The organism is Micromonospora aurantiaca ATCC 27029 (assembly GCF_000145235.1).
GTDB classification, from domain to species: Bacteria; Actinomycetota; Actinomycetes; order Mycobacteriales; family Micromonosporaceae; genus Micromonospora; species Micromonospora aurantiaca.
Map to the genome: position 1 here is coordinate 4,691,341 of NC_014391.1, position 19,376 is coordinate 4,710,716.

Annotated in this window: 12 protein-coding genes, 1 tRNA gene and 1 pseudogene; 9 read left to right on the forward strand and 5 right to left on the reverse strand. The window is 69.5% G+C overall.

The annotated features are described in order from the left end of the window. The first annotated feature begins 320 nt into the window (after positions 1 to 320). Complete coding sequence (locus tag MICAU_RS20625; protein ID WP_396854300.1) at positions 321 to 1,199, forward strand: IS5 family transposase; 879 nt, start codon at positions 321 to 323, stop codon at positions 1,197 to 1,199. Between the two features lie 230 nt (positions 1,200 to 1,429). Here MICAU_RS20625 and MICAU_RS32040 read toward each other — a convergent pair. Next, positions 1,430 to 2,256, reverse strand: a protein-coding gene (locus MICAU_RS32040) for an IS5 family transposase (RefSeq protein WP_085985943.1) whose coding sequence is annotated in 2 segments (ribosomal slippage) — positions 1,430 to 1,893 and positions 1,893 to 2,256 — 828 coding nt in all. Because the reading frame shifts where the segments join, the coding sequence is not laid out codon by codon here. Between the two features lie 111 nt (positions 2,257 to 2,367). Here MICAU_RS32040 and MICAU_RS32515 point away from each other — a divergent pair. The 4 genes from MICAU_RS32515 (at position 2,368) to MICAU_RS31550 (ending at position 5,942) form a co-directional block, all read left to right on the forward strand. Beyond that, complete coding sequence (locus MICAU_RS32515) at positions 2,368 to 2,607, forward strand: hypothetical protein (protein WP_041799071.1); 240 nt, start codon at positions 2,368 to 2,370, stop codon at positions 2,605 to 2,607. Then, entirely contained in the window at positions 2,600 to 3,205 is a 606-nt protein-coding gene (locus tag MICAU_RS20645) for a sigma-70 family RNA polymerase sigma factor (protein ID WP_013287278.1), read from the forward strand. The genes MICAU_RS32515 and MICAU_RS20645 overlap by 8 nt, the downstream gene beginning before the upstream one ends. A gap of 14 nt (positions 3,206 to 3,219) precedes the next feature. Next, positions 3,220 to 3,957 carry a hypothetical protein gene (locus MICAU_RS20650; protein WP_013287279.1) on the forward strand — a complete coding sequence of 246 codons (738 nt, stop codon included), beginning with the start codon at positions 3,220 to 3,222 and terminating at the stop codon, positions 3,955 to 3,957. Positions 3,958 to 5,078: 1,121 nt separating this feature from the next. After that, entirely contained in the window at positions 5,079 to 5,942 is an 864-nt protein-coding gene (locus tag MICAU_RS31550) for a hypothetical protein (protein WP_013287280.1), read from the forward strand. Between the two features lie 834 nt (positions 5,943 to 6,776). Here MICAU_RS31550 and MICAU_RS20660 read toward each other — a convergent pair. The 3 genes from MICAU_RS20660 to MICAU_RS20665 all read right to left on the reverse strand — a co-directional run bounded on the left by MICAU_RS20660 (position 6,777) and on the right by MICAU_RS20665 (position 11,230). Further along, positions 6,777 to 8,966, reverse strand: coding sequence for an nSTAND3 domain-containing NTPase (locus MICAU_RS20660; RefSeq protein ID WP_013287281.1), 2,190 nt, complete (start codon positions 8,964 to 8,966; stop codon positions 6,777 to 6,779). Between the two features lie 327 nt (positions 8,967 to 9,293). After that, positions 9,294 to 9,863, reverse strand: a complete 570-nt coding sequence (locus MICAU_RS32045) for a site-specific integrase (RefSeq protein WP_244879640.1) — start codon at positions 9,861 to 9,863, stop codon at positions 9,294 to 9,296. Positions 9,864 to 9,985: 122 nt separating this feature from the next. Continuing rightward, a complete protein-coding gene (locus tag MICAU_RS20665; RefSeq protein ID WP_013284934.1) occupies positions 9,986 to 11,230 on the reverse strand; it encodes an IS256 family transposase in 1,245 nt (414 codons plus the stop codon). A 507-nt stretch (positions 11,231 to 11,737) separates the two neighbouring features. Between MICAU_RS20665 and MICAU_RS32520 the strand changes: the two genes are divergently transcribed. Beyond that, positions 11,738 to 11,944 carry a hypothetical protein gene (locus tag MICAU_RS32520; protein ID WP_157547418.1) on the forward strand — a complete coding sequence of 69 codons (207 nt, stop codon included), beginning with the start codon at positions 11,738 to 11,740 and terminating at the stop codon, positions 11,942 to 11,944. 387 nt (positions 11,945 to 12,331) lie between these two features. Here the strand turns inward: MICAU_RS32520 and MICAU_RS20670 are convergent. Next, positions 12,332 to 12,418, reverse strand: a tRNA-Leu gene (locus MICAU_RS20670). Between the two features lie 200 nt (positions 12,419 to 12,618). On the opposite strand from MICAU_RS20670, the pseudogene MICAU_RS33690 reads away from it, so the two are divergent. From MICAU_RS33690 to MICAU_RS20690, 3 genes and pseudogenes are all read left to right on the forward strand, one after another. Beyond that, a pseudogene (locus MICAU_RS33690) lies at positions 12,619 to 12,792 on the forward strand (hypothetical protein); the annotation flags it as partial. A 2,958-nt stretch (positions 12,793 to 15,750) separates the two neighbouring features. Further along, the gene (locus tag MICAU_RS20685) at positions 15,751 to 16,581 is read left to right on the forward strand and encodes a fibronectin type III domain-containing protein (protein ID WP_244879784.1); all 831 of its coding nucleotides are present in this window, start codon (positions 15,751 to 15,753) and stop codon (positions 16,579 to 16,581) included. Positions 16,582 to 16,787: 206 nt separating this feature from the next. Beyond that, positions 16,788 to 19,352: a fibronectin type III domain-containing protein gene (locus tag MICAU_RS20690; protein ID WP_174361805.1), complete on the forward strand. Its 2,565-nt coding sequence runs from the start codon at positions 16,788 to 16,790 to the stop codon at positions 19,350 to 19,352. Positions 19,353 to 19,376 lie beyond the last annotated feature (24 nt).

Here is a 19,376-nt window from a genome sequence, read left to right on the forward strand (position 1 = left end):
CGGCCCTCACCGTCGGCGATTCGAGACGAGGCGGCTTCCGGAAACAACGCGAACCGGCGAGCTTCACCTGCCCGCTGACGAACTGGACAGCGCGTGGACCAGGCCGTCGAGCACGCAGAGCCGCCAGGACGGCAGCGCTATAGGCTGGTACCGGCAGCCGACAGATACGGTCCCGGCATGAACTAAGGCGTGTTTCGTAAGTCAGGCTGGCGGTGTCGAGGCCACGGCGTGGCGGTGATCGATAGCTGAAGAGGTCTCCGGTATCTGGTTCTGCGACCAAGCAAGAACTTCATACCGGAGACCTCGTGGCCAGCGTAGCGGTGACGAGGCGGCATGACCTGACCGACGGGCAGTGGGCTGTTCTGGCTCCCCTGTTGCCTGCACCGTCGGCCACGGGTCGTCCGCCGAAATGGGAAAAACGGCAGCTCATCGACGGGATCCGGTGGCGGATCCGGATCGGCGCCCCGTGGCGGGACGTGCCGGCCGAGTACGGGCCCTGGCCGACCGTCTACGGCCTGTTCCGGCGGTGGCAGCGCGACGGCACGTGGGACAAGATCCTGTCAGCGTTGCAGGCCGCCGGTGACAGGCAGGGCCGGATCGGTTGGACGGTCAGCGTGGACTCGATGACCAGCCGCGCGCACCAGCACGCCGCGGGTGCCCGCACCGACGGGCATCTGCAGAAGGAACCGCCCGGCGGGGTGCACGACGAGCCCGCGGACCACGCGCTGGGCCGATCACGCGGCGGCCTGACCACCAAAACCCACCTGGCCTGCGAACAGGGCCAGAAAGTCCTCTCCCTGACCGTGACCGCCGGGCACCGCGGTGACAGCCCGCAGTTCATCCCCGTCCTGCGCCGCATCCGCGTGACCCGCCTCGGCGTCGGCCGGCCCCGCACCTGCCCCGACCTGGTCCTGGCCGACAAGGCCTACACCAGCCGCGGCAACCGCCGATACCTGCGCTCACGCGGGATCAAGACCTGCATCCCCAGCAAGAGCGACCAAGACGCCCACCGCAAAGCCAAAGGATCCAAGGGCGGACGCCCACCCGCCTTCGACAAGGATCTCTACCGGCTACGCCACGCCGTCGAGAACGGCATCAACCGACTCAAACGCCACCGCGGCGTCGCCACCCGCTACGAAAAGCTCGCAGTCCGCTTCCAAGCCGTCCTAACCATCACGATCATCACCGAGTGGCTCTGACCGGCTTATGAAACACGCCTTAGTCTTCTATCCTCGCGTCCGGGTCTGGTTGCCGCCGTCGCGACCGCGCTCATCAACGGCCTCACGGCTTGGCAACGGCTTCGCGCCGAGGCGAGAGATCGGAAGACCGCATCCCAAGACGAGCACCTTCGTACGGCTGTGGCGGACTTCCTCACCGCCGGTTCCGGCACGACCGGGAGGCCCGGCATGTCATCGACGACTTAGAGCTCCTAACTCTTTAAGCGTTGGAGTCGGCGCCAGCAGATGATGGCGCAGGCGAGAGTGAGGAACGCTTCGTGGATGTCGTCGCGGATCTCCCAGCGGATGCGCAGGCGGCGGAACCAGTGCAGCAGGGCGATGGTCTGCTCGACGACCCAGCGTCGGGTGCCGAGCCCAGAGCCGTGTGGGACGCCGCGTCGGGCGATGACAGGTGTGATGCCGCGGGTCCGTAGCTCGCGGCGGTACTTGTCGAAGTCGTAGCCGCGATCGGCGTAGATGCGGTCGGGTCGCTGCCGGGGCCGGCCGCGGATGCCCTTGATGCGGGGGATCTTGTCGACCAGGGGCATGAGCTGGGTGACGTCGTGGCGGTTGCCGCCGGTCAGTGCCGTGGCGAGGGGGATGCCGCCCGCGTCGGTGATGACGTGGTGTTTCGAGCCTGGCTTGCGGCGGTCGACCGGGCTCGGACCGGTTTTGGGCCGCCCTTGAGCGCCCGGACGTGGGAGCCGTCGATCACCGCCCGGGACATGTCCAACTGGCCCGCGGCGCGGAGTCTGCCGAGCAACACCTCGTGCAGGCGCTGCCACACGCCAGCGTCGTTCCAGTCCCGCAACCGGCGCCAGCAGGTCATTCCTGAGCCGAAACCCAGCTCTTGGGGCAGGTACTCCCACGGGATCGCGGTGTAGAGCACGAACAAGATCCCGCACAGCACCTTGCGGTCATCGAGAGGCTTGCGGCCCGGGAACCGTCGCCGCCGGGGCGGACGGGGCGGCAGCAGCGGTGCGACCTCGGCCCAGAGTTCGTCCGAGACGACCCACGGCGGCTGCTCACCCCTCCTCACGTTCAGACAGAACGATCCTCGCGTCCCGAGGACACGCCCAACATCATTTCGTTAGGAGCTCTAAGAGACGGAGCGGCGCGACGGGCGTCGGCGGGAGCAGAGCGAGGTGCAGTGGAAGACATCAGCTGGGGGTGGATCGCCACGGCGGTCATCGTCAACCTCACCGGGCTGGCTGGCCTGTGGATCCGCGCTCGGTGGCGTGCCCGCGCCGAGAAAGCCCGCGGTGACTCTCTCATCGCGATCGCCGAGGCACTGCCCGGCGGCGGCCGGCTGCGCGACCAGCGTGCCGACGGGTCGTGCACCACACTGACGGTGCCCGTTGCCGCTGGCCAGGGAGCCCGTCGTGGATGAACGAACTGCCGACCAGGCGAACCGCCCAGAAGCCAAGCAGCTCCTCGGGATCGTGAATCAGTTCAGGGGTCTCAACAGCGACGTTCCCCCGGCGCTCACCGAAGCGGTAGCGGTCGTCGACCGGCGCCAGATCGTCGAGGAGTTCAGCGCCTTCTACCGCGACTATGCAACCCGCCTGGCGGCCTTCCTGATCAGCATCGGCGTGCCCCAGTCCGACGCTCTGGACATCATGCAGGAGACGATGCACAAGGCGTACCAGCGTTGGTGCAGGATCGAGCACCCGAAGGCATGGGTGAAAGCGACCGCGTCCAAGGCCTATGCCGAGCGCCTCGCCAAGCTGGACCCGGTGCCAGTCGAGGACATCGCCGATCGGCTGCCAGCCGTCCCAAGCGGCGCCGACGTCGCCGACACCAAACACGCCATCCTCACGGCGCTGCGGCAGCTGCCGATGCGGCAGCGGCAGGTGCTCGCCTGGTCGTTCGAGGGCCACACGCCAGCAGAGATCGCCGACCAGTTGCGCATGACCGCCGAGGCGGTCCGCAGCAGTCTCTACAAGGGCCGCAAAAAGCTCGACGAGCTTCTGGGCGGCGACCAGTGAGCGAGGGGGCGATCATGAACGACAACGCCACGGAGGCCCTGGACCAGCTCACTGCGGCTGCTCGCGCCGAGCTGGACGACATTCAGCGCCGGATCAAGGCGACATGGGACGTTGAGGCGGGTCTCCGGGAAATCCTTCTTGATGAGCACTACCACCGATTCACCGAACAGCCCGTGAGCGGATTCGACGTTGAGACTGGCTTGGCCGCCGTGCTCGCCGGCGACGCCCACCACGACACCCCGGATAATGTCGACAGCACCCCCTTTGTTCGGCACGATGCTCTGATCAATCAGCTCTTCGCCCACGCCCACGCTGATGTCCTGAGGCCTCCGCAGGAGACCACCTTCGACCGGGTACGCCGCATCGGGCACGAGGTGAAGCAAACCGCAGCGATCCTCGTCCTGCAGGCGATCGAGGGGCTCCTACCCGACGACGACGGTCTCAAGGGACAGCTGGCACAGGCGATGATTCATGGAAACTTGCTCACCGCGCTGGCCGACGACCTCGCGGACGGGCTGGTAGGACTGAAGGACGCCCTCCAGGTGGTAACCGAGGCGGCCGACGTGCTGATGGCGACCTACGAGACTCTGATTGACCTGCGGACCACGCGCAGGACGAAGGGCGGGGGCGCAGTTCAGCCACCGGCGACCAGAGCCAAGGTCCTTGATCTGGCGATCGCCGTGAGCAGGCTGCAGCAGCCGATCAGGCGCCTGTTCGATCCGTCGGAGGAAACGGTGGGTTCGCTGCTCTGACCGGCCGGAGCGGGAAGGCATGCCCCGCTCCGGCCGATCCCGGCTACCCGACCTCGAAGCCCTTGCTGGCGTCCCTGTCAGGGGCGCTACATAGGTGTCGCCGTCCTCCCAATCGGCGGCCCAGTCGTCCATGCTGCTGGTGTGGTCCTGCACCGCCTCCAGGGCGCTCCGCGTCCTCGACGAGTGCTGTGCTCGATCGAGCCATTCGAAGAGCTCACCGAAAAGCGCGGTGCCTCTTGATTCTCCGTGGCCCAGCGAGAACCATGACCTACTCGGGCTCCGGCGGCGGCGGGTCGGCGAGGTCAGGGGAATCCATGGCGCGCCCACGGGATCCGGGCTGTCCGACGAGAACTGGCCCATACCACACAGAGCAGCTGCTAGTTCCTGCTTGAGGGCTTGTCGCCGGCGGTACCGCCGGTCTGCCGGGCACCAGGCTTGCCCGGGACGGGCGGTGTGGTCGCGGGTGAACGCAGCGGCGACCGAGAGCACCTTCCTGCCGGTGGCGGGGTCGATGCGGGCTTCTCGCTCCTGCCGCGCCCGTGCGGCGCGGGCGACCAACTGCTGGTGCTCGTCGCGCGGCAGTAGCAGTTCGGAATCGTGGCGGCGGCCACGCAGGCGCTTGACCTCAGCGCGCTGGGCGAGGGTTTAGCGAGCGGCATGGCCGGCCGATAAGGCCCCGCCCGTCTGGTTGCGGCATGGCCTGCCGGGGCCCGCCAGGCACCTGGACACGTCAGAGCCCGGACCTGCTCGATGGTGACCCTCACGTCCGGGGTATAGCGCCCTCGCCACTCGGTCGGCTTGGCCTTGCGCACCCCGCCCCGGTTCGCCCCGGCGCCGCCGGCCGCGCCACCCGAGCCCCCCGGCTTCGGTACCTTCCCGCCGGCCGGGATACCCAGCACCTCGCGCCACACCGCAACGGTCCCGCCGCGGCTCGCCGCCCGCTGCTTCTTCCCCTTGCTCACCCCGCGCAGCGTACGGCTCGACCAGCCCGTGACGGTGCTACGACGCGTCAGCCGCGCACCTGCAGCGTGCCGGGCTTCCATCGGCGGCAGCAAAGGTTGCGGAACCGTGCATCCAGCCCCACTCGGATGGCCTGACCGGCAGAGTTCTAGCCTGCCGGAGTGGTGGACGAGGAGGCGCGACCGGAGTTCAGGCAGTGGTACGACCGGGTGCTCGACGTTGGCCTGGCCGGCAACCAGGCATTCTTCGGCCGTGACGTGCTGGCAGGCCTGGTGCAGGGAATCCGGGACTTCCGGGAACACCGCCAGCAGCGGTGGCAGCAGTACCGCGGGCACGGGACCACGCTGCTGGGCTGCGCGATGTGGATGGACGACCCAGAGCTGCTCGACGAGCTCGATGCGTTGGAGGCGGCCTGCGTGGTGGTCAGCAAGCAGTCCCGTGACAAGCACGTGCAGCCGCCGGACCTGCCGTACAAGCTGCGCCGCCTGGACGACCTCAACGCCCGCACGCCCGGCCTCCCGGTCTGTTACTTCCCTCCGCTGGAGCAGCTGACCTCCCTGGTGGACGGCAAGGCCCCGGTGATCGGGCCCGGGTGGTCACTGCCGGACCGGGATGAGGTGATCCCCACCGTACGGACGATCGGCTTCCGCAAGGGCGCGGGCACCAACGGCTCGATGCCGCCGATCCTGCACGCCAAGCTCGCGCTGCTCGGCCGCCTCTGGGAGCACGACGAGGACGACTTCGGGCCGGCCGACGTCACCGCGTTCACGCCGAAGCGGCTGTGGATCGGATCGGCAAACTTCACTGCATCGTCACGGCGCAGCCTCGAGTTCGGCTTCTGGACCGAGGACCCGGTGCTGCTGCGCGGCGCCGAGGAGTTCCTGCTGGACCTGATCGGCAACTCCGAGGGCATCGACCCGGACGCCGACGTGCACATGCCAGAGCGGGTGCTGCCAGACTACGACGACGCGGCCATGGCGGAGGCGGCGGCCGAGCTACGGTTCGCCGACCTCGACGACGACTGACGGATCCGCGCACGACGGGCCTCAAGCGGGGCACGAGCCCGGGAGCCACCCAGGACCAGCATCGTCCTGGCCATACCAGAGCCGGCGCGTTGGGCCGGAACAGAGGGACGAGGACGAGATCCCACCAGCGGCGCGTCTGGTCGAACAGCCCGTCGAGGTCGTCGTGGCGGGCGGGTAAGAGCTGCTGCATCTCGCGGATCACGTCCCCGGAGATCCGGTCGAATCCGCCGGTAGCCTCGTCGAGCCGTCGACGGGCAGCGGCGATCTTGTCGACGGCGCCGTCCTTGTAGCCCGTGTCAGCCGGCCGCGGTCGGCTGACACCCGGACGTCCGACCGCCGGCGGCAGAGCACGCTGCTCCTGCCGGGCGGCGGCAACCGCGCCCTTCGCCTGGCTGACGGCGACGCGGCCGTGCAGATCGGCGGCCTCGGAGTCGCGGGTTGTGACCAGCGCGTCGAGGTCCGGCCGGGTCGTGGTGACAGAGGGCCACACGACCCCGTCGTCACCGATCCCGGTGTCGGCTGGTTGGACGTGCTCAGCTTCGTACAGCCCGAACGAGCTCAAGTCAGGCGGAGAGGCATGGGTGGACCGCTGCACAGGTATCGGCCTTACTTCGGTCGATTCCGTCCTCCCTCAGGCACGGCCCTGACCCCAGGGCACACAGGTCGCTCACATCGACCCGCATAAGGCTGTGTGGTGGCACATGGGTCGCTGCGCTTTCGATCTCTGGTGCCCGCCGCTGGAAATCATCTGCCTTCTGCAACGTCGTCGAACTCGTCTCGCCGGCCGAGCGTACTGAGATCTGAGATTGAGCGTTCTGCAAGTCGCGAGGACGCCTACGGCTCGAAATCACTTTCGGCCATGTCGATTCGTTCCGCCAAGTATCGTTCTGCGTCGTCGAGCAACGAACCAATCCGCGGGTCGCCCGAAAACTCCCGCCTGTAGGCGGCGATTGCGTCCTTGGCTTTTGAGTACCGGTGTTCTGGTTCGACATCATCCGAGTAACCGTCGCCCGACATGTCAATTTCGTATTCAAGGTTTGGCAGGACCTCGTCACGAATGCGTTCAAGCAGATCTTCACGCTCAGTGTCGGTGAAAAGCCGACAGACCGGCTCTTTCACCCACCCACTGTCGAGCATATCGAGGGCCAGCTCCTCAAGTCGCTCGACCGCCTTCCTGCGGACCGATTCAGGTAGCGCCCCTGCCTCCTGCATCCGGCCAAGGACCCGTGGCTCCCAGTGGGCGTCGATATATCCACCGAATCGCGTCAGGTGATCGAGATCCTGCTCGTGCTGTGCTGCCCACGCGCGCAAGAAGGCCGGTGAGCACCTGTTCAACAAGAACTCAGCAAATGGGTTAGTGAAGGACACTGTAGTTGCAGCCGGGACAGTCACTCGAGGGATAACACGCGCGTACAGGCTGGCGGGCACACGGACGAGCGTGCCCCGTGTGGGTGCGCCGCCGCAGTCGACCTGCTGCAACAACTCGTCGTTATCAAGGCCATCAAGAAATACGCTTACGGCGTTAACATCTTCGGCGATGACAGCGGCGAACCCCTCACGGATTGTCGGGTGACGAAATCGCCAGACCGGGTCGCCGTGCGTGTCGGCAGCCTGTCGTAGGAACGTGGTGTCCAGTGTTGGGAAAGCGCGCAAGACGTCGTGTTCAGTTGCGCCGAGCCGAGTCACGGCCTCCGCAAGCGCTGGTGTGAAGTGGACCGGCGCTGGGAGTTGGTTACCTGAGAGGTAGACGCACGCGAGTGCCGCACGGGGGCCGGGCTCCAGCTGGCGGAGGACATCACTCAGGAACGCAACCGGACGCTCGACGTACCGGACAAGGTCGTCTTCGGTGGTCAGACGTATACGGCGGGTGAAGGCACGCCACGCGAGGCGGCGGGCGACTTCTGGCTGGAACCGCGCGACCGCTGCGGCGCGACGCAAATGAGGACGCCACTGTTCGAGGATCTGCCGGGGTTGGTCACCCGCACGAAGGTGGTTATAGAGAATCTGCCGTTTCTCCGCGGCCGTAAGGTCCGTGACGTCGATGACCACCTTGCGTTCCCGAAGCCGTGGGTAAGAGTACTCCTTTAGGTAGGGTCGAGCGTCGCGATAGATGTAGTCGCGGCTGGTCAGAATCACGCGAGCACCCTGACCCACGGCCGTCATCACCTGATCCATCCGGCGCGACCAACCGTCGGTGAGGGCCGCATCGTGGCGAATGCCACCGAAGGCGTCATCGACCCAGAACAGTTGGCGAGGTTCGTCCGGATCCCACGCGGCGACAAGTTCATCCGCTGAGTCGACCCGGCGGACGCTGCACCCCCAGTTGTCAAGAGCGGCCATCGCAAGCGTCGCCGCGATTGTCGACTTGCCGCACGCCGGCTCGCCCAGTAATAGAACAAACCCGTGTTCGGCCACCGCGTCTGCGGCACGTCGGTACGCCTCCGTCGGCACGAATGTCGCGAGGTCCGCCTCCAGCCGACTCAATAAGGCGCGAGCTTGGCGCAGGCGCCGGTCGTCCAGGATCTTGCCGAGATCGCCCAGCCCATAAACGCGCGGCACATACCGTCGAAGGTCTGGACGCTGACTGATTTGCTGGCAAACCCATCGACCGTCGAGGACAAGGCACTGCTGCACACCATAGGTGTGGAGTTGTTCCTTCAGCCATGCCTCTGTCTGCCCCGTAACCGCGAGGTTAGTAAGGAGTAGATAGGCGTCACACAGGCCCCGTGCTCGCAGCTTCCTGACCTTGGCGATCTCGTCTTTGAGCATCGACGGCGTGAGCGTCCCGGAACCGTGAACGCTGAACTTGCACTGCGCGACTGTCGCGGTGCTCGCGCCGATCCCCGACAGCCCGATCGTCGCCTGAGTTGCCCAATGACCATGGAAAGCGCCGTCACGGCCGGCATCGTTGCTATCGGCGAATGTGTGGAATGTCTGCCCGAGAACGTGCTGCAAGATCACCGCACACAGATCCTGGAAGGCGCGCCAACCCAGCTTGTGCAAGTCGTAGTCGAGGAGGGCCACGTCGCCATCATCCCGTACCGGCTTGCGTCGCACCGCTTCGCGTAGCCATGCGCCCGCAGCGTCACCAGCATCGGCCGCGCCAGGCCCGGTCGAGACCTGTGGGCGAAGTCTGTGGAACTCCCGGCCGTGGTTGAGTCCCGGCGCTCGTCGATGCGCGACGTTGGGGCACGTTCGGTGTCGTCGCACCCACCTGCGCACGCCGATCTGAGCACGACAGCCAGCGCGATGCCGTCGACCTCGCTCATCGTCTGCAGTATGAGAAGGCGGTGGGCTCAACCGCGGTGGGACCCAGCCTTACGGACGGACTGAGCCCCACCCACCCAAAGATCAGCTCAAAGGATGGGGCTCGTTGGTAAGCGCCGACAGAGCCGTGGCAATCTCCTGCAATGTCGCTCGCACGTAGGTAGCCGTAGTACCAGCATCACCGCCACCTTCCGAATGACCGGCGTAGGCTCGTGCGATAGCATAGCCGAAGTTTCTTTCGACCCACGTCAACGTTGTGTGACGCAACCAGTGCGTGCTGATCTGTTGCACATAAACCCAGGGCAGATGCTCGCCGATGCGTACCCATAGATAGTCGTATCGCCGGTACGTGATGCGCTGGCCATTCCGGTAGCGCAGCAGCTGCCCTGTCTGTGTCGCCCCCCGCTCCTCAGCATGCCGCTGCAGATAACGCATTAGTGTCGGCGAAACTGGCTGCCAACGCATTGTGTCCGCCTTCTCCCGAAGCAAGATCAAGCATTGGTCGGGGTCCAGATCAGCTGGACGAAGCGCCAGCGCCCCACCGCGCCGACACGCTGTCTCGGTGTGCAGCCGCAAGAGCAAGGTGTCGAGCGCCGGATCGTCGCCTGTGCTGGCTGCGACCTCGTTGATCTCGGCCAGGCGCGTATCCGCCACCGCCCGTCGTGTACTCGGGAGGCGCCGTGGCTTTGCCACTTTCGACGCAGGGTTGTCCGCAGCGGCGGGTCGCGTCCGCGCTGGTGGTGTAGGAGACGGCCATCGCGTGATCCGGTCTGATGTTATGCGGCGATCGAGGTCGGGTCGGTCTGGTCGGTGGCGTGTTGGTCTGTGTCGATGGTGATCAGGCGGGCTTTAGCGAGTAGTTCGAGGCCCATGTAGCGGCGTCCTTCGGTCCACTCGTCGGTCTGCTCGGCCAGGACGGCGCCGACGAGGCGGATGATCGCCGCCCGGTTCGGGAAGATCCCGACGACGTCGGTGCGACGGCGGATTTCCTTGTTGAGCCGCTCCTGTGGGTTGTTCGACCAGATCTGGCGCCAGATCTCGCGGGGGAAGCCGGTGAACGCCAGGAGGTCGTCGCGGGCGGCGTCGAGGTGCTCGGCCGCGGCCGGGAACTTCGCTTCGATCGTGGTCACGACCCGGTCGAACTGGGCGCGGACAGCGTCGGCGTCGGGCTGGTCGAAGATCGTGCGGACCAGGGTGGCGATCCACGGCTGCGCCGACTTGGGCACCTTCGTCAGCAGGTTGCGCAGATAGTGGGTCCTGCACCGCTGCCACGAAGCTCCCGGCAAAGCCGCCCCGATCGCGGCCACGAGGCCGGCGTGGGCGTCGGAGATGACCAGGCGGACACCGGACAGGCCTCGGGCGGTCAGGCTGCGCAGGAACGCCAACCAGCCGGCGCCGTCCTCGTCGGAGGCCACGTCCAGGCCCAGCACTTCACGGCCGCCGTCGGCGTTGACCCCAACCGCGATCAGGGCGTGGACGTTGACGGTCCGGCCGTGCTCGCGGACCTTCATCGTCAGGGCGTCCATCCACACAAACGTGTAGTGGGCGGCGTCCAAGGGTCGGTTGCGGAACGCCTCCACCTGCGCGTCCAGATGCGCGGCCATCTCCGAGACCTGCGACTTGGACAGCTGCCGGATCCCGAGCTGCTCGACCAGCTTCTCCACCCGCCGAGTCGACACCCCCAGCAGATAGCTCGTGGCCACGACCGAGACCAGGGCCTGCTCGGCCCGACGCCGGTGGGTCAGCAACCACTCCGGGAAGTAGCTGCCGTGTCGCAGCTTCGGGATCGCCAGGTCGATCGTGCCGGCGCGGGTGTCCCATTCCCGAGGCCGGTAACCGTTGCGCGAGTTGACCCGCTCATCGCTGCGCTGCCCGTACCCGGCGCCGCAGATCGCGTCGGCCTCGGCGGACATCACCGCCTGCACGAACGTCTTGATCATCGCTTGCAACACGTCCGACGACGCGCCCTCGATCTGCTCGCGCAGCAGGTCAACAGGGTTCACACTCTCTGAAGCGGCCATCGCGTCCTCTTCTCCTTCTCTGACTTGGTCGTCTTGAAGGATCGACGCGATGGCCGTCTCTCATCTACGCAACACGCCCATCACGGGCAAGTCGTACACCACTCCCGTGGACGCAACCCAGCGGCGATCAACCCATCGGCGACCGCTCTCTTATACAGGCAGCGCAAGGCGGCAATCAGGTGCTCCGCCGCGCTCCGACCTCCACGGGCATTCCGTCGAGATACGACATGCGCCTTGACGTACTCCGCTAACTGCTCGATCTCCGACGGCGTGGGCTCATCGAGCCTTCGCTGCCCCCAGTGCTCCACCACGCGCTTCCAGTAAGAGCCGTAGGCACGCCGAGTACCTGCCGTAACCGCTGCAGCCACCACGGGGACGTACTCTGCGAAGGTCGGCGCCGGAGGCCGAGCCACGGCAGCTTCCAAGAGATCAGCAGGCGATATACCCATCCGAGCAAGAAGCAGCCGAGCAGCGTCCACCTCAGCACGATTCGCTGCGCCATCACTCATGACCGCTCCCGAACGCCGCGCCATGGGCCTGCGTGATCATCTCGTCGAGCTTCGCTGGCGGGTGTACAACCAATCGACGGTAAGCCGGCTCAGCCACGATAAGAACCCGGTCGCCGGCGGCAAGGCCACACCACTGGCGAACCACTGCGGGCAACCGAAGGTGTCCTTCTTTTGTGACACTGAAGACGCCCTGCTCATCAGCTGACACGACGATCAGCCCATGGCGCTCCCGGATACTCACTCGTAGCCCGGGAGCCCAATCGAGAACCTTCATCGTGGCCTGATCGGCGATCCGACCCCGCGAATTGAGGGTCACGAGGCCATAGACGTCTGCACGGCTGCGTGCGACGGCAAGAGTCGGAAGTGGCAGCGGAGGCCGCCTCATGGCCGCTGCGGGAGAGTCAGGCGTGCTGCGTACGCGAGCCGCTTGGCCGGGCATCACAACGGCGGGGATCACTAACGAGGTACGGCGCGTCGCCGTACCTCGCGACCCGTCACTGGGAGTAACGCCGGAGGCGGCGTAGGAGGGATTTGACAGGTGGTCAAGCATGCTTGACCACCGCTACGTTGTTGTGCCACACATGACACGTACTGGTGTCCGAGGGGGGACTTGAACCCCCACGCCCTATACGGGCACTAGCACCTCAAGCTAGCGCGTCTGCCATTCCGCCACCCGGACCTGCACGTACCAGCCTACCCGGTCGACCAATGTGAGCTACTCACCGCATCGGTCGGCCCGGCGGGCCGCACGGGGCATTACTGTACACGGCCCGGAACGATCATGCACATCAGCTCCAGCGCGGCACGTTTGCGCAGGTCAGCGGCCACAACGATCGTGTGGGTAGCGCGCAACAGGCGATTCCGGGCAGCATTGCTCACGTGTCCCACCCCTCCCCGTTGATCGCCACTCAACACCAGGCCCTCGCGCTACGCGCCGCGGGTGACCTGACAAGCGCCCGCCGCCTGCTCGCCGACGCGATCATCGCGGCCCGCCCGGCGTACGGCGAGGACCACCAGGACGTCCTGGCCACCGGTCACCTGCTGGCCCGGCTGCACCGCGAGGCCGACGACCCGGCCGCCGCCCGGCGCGTACTCGAGGAGGCCTACGCGGCCGGAGAGCGCCGCCGCGGCGAGGCCGACCCGCTGATGCTCGCGCTCAGCTTCGACCTCGCCGGGGTCTCCGAGGAGCTGGGCAACCGGCACGAGGCCCGCCGCAACTACAGCCGCGTGGCGACCGCCGGGTCCGCCGTGCTCGGTCCGGACCACCCCGCGGTACGCGCAGCCCGCCAGTACCTCGGCGGCTCCGCCGCCGCTCCCGCAGGCTATGGCCCCTCCCCCGGCGGCTCCGCCGCCGCTGCCGCACCGCATCCCGCTCCGCCCCCGCCCGGATACCCGAATGCGGGCCGTCCCGGGCACCCCCATCCGTCAGTGCCCGGACATGCCGATCCGGCGTTGCCCGGGAGCCCCGGCCCGGTCCGGCCCGGCCAACCCGGTCCCGCCTCCTCCGGGTACCCCGGGCACGGAGTGTCCGAACCCACCGTCTCGCTGCGGCCTGTCCCACCGCAGCACCCACACGCTCCGGCACCGCCCCGGCCCGTCGCCCCGGGTGCGCCCGCAGCGAATCCGCCGGTACCCGGCTCACAGTGGGCTCCCCACCCGGGCCCGGCACCGCATGCGCCCCACGCCGGGCAGCCACCTCAGTCCGCGCCGATCATCCCTCCGCCCCCGGTGGCGCCTGCCCCGCCGCACCACCCTCCCGCCGCCGGGCCGAGCGGACCCGCGAGTCCGTGGGCGCCGCCCTCGCCGGCTGCCTCGGAGGCGACGACCCGGTTCGCGCCCATCACGGAGGAGGCCACCTCCCGGTTCCCGGTAGTTCCCGTCGAACCCACCGCACCAGCGACGCCGCCGACTGCCGGGACAGCCCCGCAGATTCCCGGTGTCCGCCCGCTGGCCCCGGCTCAAGGCGTCATCCCGGTTCCGCCGGCTCAGGGCGTGACCGCGGTTCCACCGGCCCAAGGTGCGACCCCGCTTCCGCCGGGAACCTACGGTCGACCGGCCGTCGCTCCCGGCGTGACGCCGGTACCGCCCCGCGTCCCCGTTGCCGCACCCCTGGACCCGGCGACCTCCGGCATGTCCGTGCCCCCGCCGCCCCCCGGAGCCCCGGCGGCAACCCCGGGAACACCGCGAACGCCGGGAACGCCGGGAACGCCGGGAACGCCGACGACGGCACCCACGGCCGGCGCGCCGGTACCCGCGAGGCCGGCGGTGCCTCCGATGCCGGGCCCGGCGTCCTCGGCCGCCGCAGCGCGTGTCGCGCCCGTCTCGGCGCCGTCCGCCCCCGCACGTCCGGTCCCGCCACCACCGAGCGTGGCCGGCGCGCCTCCAGTCCCGCCACCACCGGCGCCGAGCGTGGCCGGCACGCCTCCGATTCCGCCTCCGCCGGTGCCGGGCACCGCTGGGAGACCGCTACCGTCCCCGCAGACACCCGGCACTGCCGGCGCCCCGCCGCAGACGTCCGGCACTGTCGGCGTCTCGCCGCAGACGCCGGGTAAGGCGGTTACGCCGCCCTCACAGATGCCCGGGACAGTCGGCGCGTCTCCGCTACCGCCCCCGCCGGTCATCCCGCCCCCGCCCGCAACGCCGGTCGTCGAGACGCCGCCCTCCACCGGAGGCACTCCGCCTGCGTCACGGACGCCATCGGGAGTCCTGCCACCGCCACCTTCGACCGTCCTCCCGCCGGCGCCGCGCGTGCCGTCGACGGAGCGCGGTGTCCTGCCACCACTGCCGGCCGTTCCGGTCGCCCCGCCGGTCCCCGCGCCGGGGTCGACCCCGTCCGCCCCGCCACCGGGCACCACTGCGGGCTCGACGGCGCCTCCGGTGCCGGTTTTCCAGCCGGTGGCGGAATCCGCTGCGGCTACTGCCACCCCAGCGGCACCCCCCGTGGCGCCCCGACCGGCACCGGCCCAACGGGCGACACCGACGACCGAGGCCGTCCCCGCTCCCCCACGCGCCGATACGAGCCGAGCCGCCGATATGGATCGGACTGCCGATACGGACCCGGCCGATACCGAGACGAGCAGAGCCAGCGCCACTACTGTGCCGCCCGTCCCCGGTGGACCGGGCTGGGACAAGCCGACGATCCAGGTGCAGCAGATCGGCCCGCTGCTGGAAGAGGAGGCGGAACGCAACGCCGCAAAGGCAGCACGCGACGCTTCGGCGAACCCCGCAGCGACCGCTTCCGCCGACGAACCCCCTGTCAGCGCACCACCGGCCAGCAAATCCCCTGCTAACACGCCCTCGGCCGGCTCAACCGGGATGATCGCGCCCGCAGCGAGCGCGCCACCGCTGAGCACGTCCCCGGTCAGCGGACCGCCGGTGAGCCCGTCGGATACGAGTGAAGGCGGCTCGGATGGTGCACCGGTCACCGACGCCGCCGCGAGCGTGAAGCATCCGGGCGCCCCCTCCGCAGGCGCGTCGGGCACCCTCGGCACGCCCGACGCCGGTGCGCCTCCGGCAGGCCGAGCACCGCTGCCCGCCGCACCCCACATCAGCCCACCGCCCACCAGCGCCGTGCCCGTCAGTGCCGCACCCGTCAACCCAGCACCCATCAGCGCACCGCCGGTCAGCACACCGCCCGCCGGATCACCCCCGACGTCGCCGGTCAGCGCGCCGCCCACGCACCCGGTCAGTGGCCCTCCCGGACAGCCGGTCAGCGGACCGGCCGACTACCCGGTCAGCGGAGTTCCGGTAAGCGGTTACCCGCCACCGGTCAGCGGCCCGCCCGCCGCGCCGGTCAGCGCCGCACCGGCAGTGGGTTACCCGCCACCGGCCGGCGGACCCGCGCCCGCCTATCCGCCGCCGATCAGCGCACCACCCGCACCCGGCTACCCGATGCCGGCAGGCGGACCACCCGCCCCACCCGTCAGCGGGCCTCCGGGCCCTCCGATCAGCGGACCACCCGGACCCGGCTACCCACCGCCGGTCAGCGCGCCGCCCGCCGGACACCCACCGGTGAGCGCTCCCCCCGGCACCTATCCACCGCCGGTCAGCGGACCACCCGCGGCACCGGTCAGCGCGGCACCCGTCAGCGGTTCCTCCGTACCGCCGTGGGGCATGGTCGCGCCGCCGTGGAGCAGCGCCGCCCCGTCCCAGCCGGTCGACCGGCCCACCGACCCGGAGCCGGAGGATGACGAGCCGGCGCCCGCCGACGCGGCAGGCGAACCGGAGCAGGACGCGCCGGAGCCGAACCGGCCGATGACGATCTACGAGGACCTGCTGGACTTCCCCGAGTCCACCCGACCGGAGCCGCCGGCCCAGCCGGATCAGGGCGCGTGGCCGGCGACCCCGCCGATGTTCCACCAGCCGCCGACTGCGTACCCCGAGACGGAGGAACCGGAGCACGGCCGCAACCGGACGGTGCTGGCCCTGGTGGTCGGGGGTGCGGTGCTCGCGGTGGTCGCTGCGGTCGGTGTCGGCGTGGTGTTGCTGAACCGGGAGGCGGCGCCGCCTCCGGCTCCCGTGCCCGCGTCCGGCGCCGCGTCGCCGAAGGTGGCCGGGCCGCCGCCGGGGGACCTGAAGCTACGCGACGACACCACCACAGTGACGGTGACCTGGACCGACCCGACGAACGGCGGGGTGCCGTTCGTGGTGGCGGGTGGCCGGGCCGGGCAGAAGCTCGGGGTGATGGCGACTGTGGACGCCGGACAGACCCGGTACACGGTGAACGGGCTGAGCGCGAAGCTGGACTACTGCTTCACGGTGCTGGCTGTCTACTCGACCGACTCGTATGCCACCTCGGGTCAGGTCTGCACGGACCGGGAGGGCGGCGGCACGCCGAACTGAGCGTCCACGGACGACACGCTCGGTGTCCACAGGAGGACGGTGCGGGTTTCACCGGCTCCGGACGGCACCTATGATGGCTCCCGGCTCTGGGGAGGGTCGGCCGTGCTCGGCGTCTCTCCCCCACCGACACGGGGAGGCAGCCGGCAGTGACCACCATCGAGGACGTCACGGGCACCGGGCCGGAGCAGGCTCGTCCACGGTCGCGGATGCGGGGCGGGCTGGTCACCATCGGCACGGTGGCCGCGCTGCTGGCCGCGATGGGCCTCACGGTGCTCGGGCTGGGCGCGGCCGACAACGCGGTGGCGAGCTTCGACGCGTCGTCCTGGTTGTGGAGCACCACCCGCAGCGAGCTGGCCCGGGTCAACGGCGTCACCGCGCGGGTGGACACCCGGATGGAGGTGCCGGGTGGGCGGCGGCACCAGATGCAGGTGGCGCAGACCGACCGGCTGCTGATCCTGCGCGACCTCAACACCGGCCGGGTCAGCTCGCTGGACCTGGCGACGTTGCAGATCACCGCGACGACGCCGACCGCGCCGGGGTTCGGGGTGAGCGTGGCGCTGCACGAGGATTCCGCGTTCGTGGTGGACGCGGTGCAGGGCATCGTCCGGCAGCTCGACCCGCGGGCGCTGACGCCGGTGGGCGAGCCGGTCCGCTACCCGCCGGGCATCACCGGCGGCACGTTCGACGGTGCCGGCAAGCTGTGGGTCGCGGTGCCGAGCGAGGGCACCGTCTCGGCGGTGACCGCCGCCGAGCTGCCGGAGACGCCCGGTGACGCGCCACCGGCCGGGATCAGCCCGAAGCTGGTCGAGACGTACGACGTGGCCGAGCCGGCGCACGAGCTGGTGGTGTCCACGCTGGACGAGGGTGTCGCCGTGCTGGACCGCACCTCGGCGTCGCTGGTCACTGTGGTCGGCGGTCAGACCCAGCGGGCGGAGCTGAGCATGAGCGCGCCGGGGAACCTGCCGACGCGTACCAGCGGGCCGCAGGTGCCGGTCACGGTCCCCGGTGACCGGTCGGTGCACGTGGTGCGGGACAGCCGCGAGGTGAAGCGGTTCACGGTGCCCGGCACCGGCGCGCGGCTGAGCCCGGCGGTGGCCTGGGCAGGCCGGTTCTACTGCGCCGACGAGACCACCGGCACGGTGTACGCCTTCGACGCCGAGGGTCAGCTCGTGCAGACCGTCAAGGGCTCCGGCCGGCCCGGCCCGGTCGAGCTGGAGGTGCGAGAGAACCACCTGTTCATCAACCCGCCGGACTCGTCCACCGCGCAGGTGGTCGACGACCGCAACCAGGTGCGTGAGGTCGACAAGTACGCCAACGACGTGCTGGGCGGCGACCCGCCGCCGGTGGCTCCGCCGCCGCCCCCGCCGAAGAAGCCGAAGGTGTCCAAGCCGGGTGCACCGAAGTCGGTCACCGCCGCCGCCGGTGACGCGTCGGCGCGGGTGAGCTGGCAGGCCGCCGCGTCGAACGGCGCCGAGATCACCCGGTACGTGGTGGAGGGCGCCGGTCAGACCCACCAGGTCGGCGCGAACCAGCGCGCGCTGGAGGTCACCGGTCTGACCAACGGTGAGACGTACACGTTCTCGGTGCACGCGGTGAACGCCAAGGGTGAGGGGCCGCCGCGGCGCAGCAACCCGGTGGTGCCGACCGCCGAGGTGCCGGACCCGCCGGCGTCGGTGACCGCCGAGGCGCGGCCGGACGGCACGGTGCGGGTGAGCTGGCCCGAGGCCGACGGCCAGGGCAACACGATCGCGAAGTACGCGGTGACGGCGACCTCGGCCGGTGCGAGCGCCCCGGCCGGCGAGTCGGCGAAGACGGAGCTGGTGGTGCCGGCCGGGCAACTGGAGTACGGCACCCAGTACGCGTTCACGGTGACCGCGGTGAGCGACAAGGGCGCCGGGTCGAAGGCGTCTCCGGTGAGCAACACTGTGGTGCCGTTCACCGTGCCGAAGGCACCGACCGAGCTGCGGGCGTCGACTGTCGCCGACCAGCCGGGCACGATCGCGGTGCAGTGGTCCCCGGCGGTGGACAACGGCCGGCCGGTGACGAAGTACGTGGTGGAAGCCGCCGGGAAGTCGGTCGAGGTGACCGACGTGCAGGCCACTGTGGGCGGCCTGGGCAACGGCCAGAACGTGACGGTGAAGGTCAAGGCCGTGAACGAGGCCGGGCCGGGACCGGAGGCGAGCACCACCGCGCGGACGGTGGCCGAGCCCCGGATCACGGTGACCGGCTCGTCGGCGGACGCCACGTCGGTGACTGTGACGTTCACTGTGGACGCGGGCGGCGGGCGCGCCTCCTGCACGGCGGCGACCGGCGGGAAGACGGCGACCGGAAGCTGTTCCAGCCTGCGGGTGACCGGGCTGACGCCGGGTACCGCGTACACGGTGACGCTGACCGCATCAAACGCCGCCGGCAAGGGCACCGCCTCCCGCGCCCAGACCACCGACCCGGTGTACGGCGTCGCCACGTGCAAGAACGGTCCGGACGGCGACCAGCGGACGTACTGCGACAGGGACGTGCCGGGCCGCAACGGCAACGAGATCTTCGAGGTCCCGCGGCAGGACAACGACCGTCAGGCCGGCTGGGTGCCGGACGGCCGGCGGCTGCGCACGTACTGCAAGGTGAAGGGCGAGGACGTGGACGCCTGGATCTACAACAACAACAAGCAGAGCACCTGGTGGGTCCAGGTGGAGTACAAGGGCAAGACGTACATCCCGTGGGCCTGGCTCAACCTGGAGGGCGGCGACGACCTCAACGTGCTGCCCGCCTGCTGACCGCACCGTCCGAGAGGCGCATCC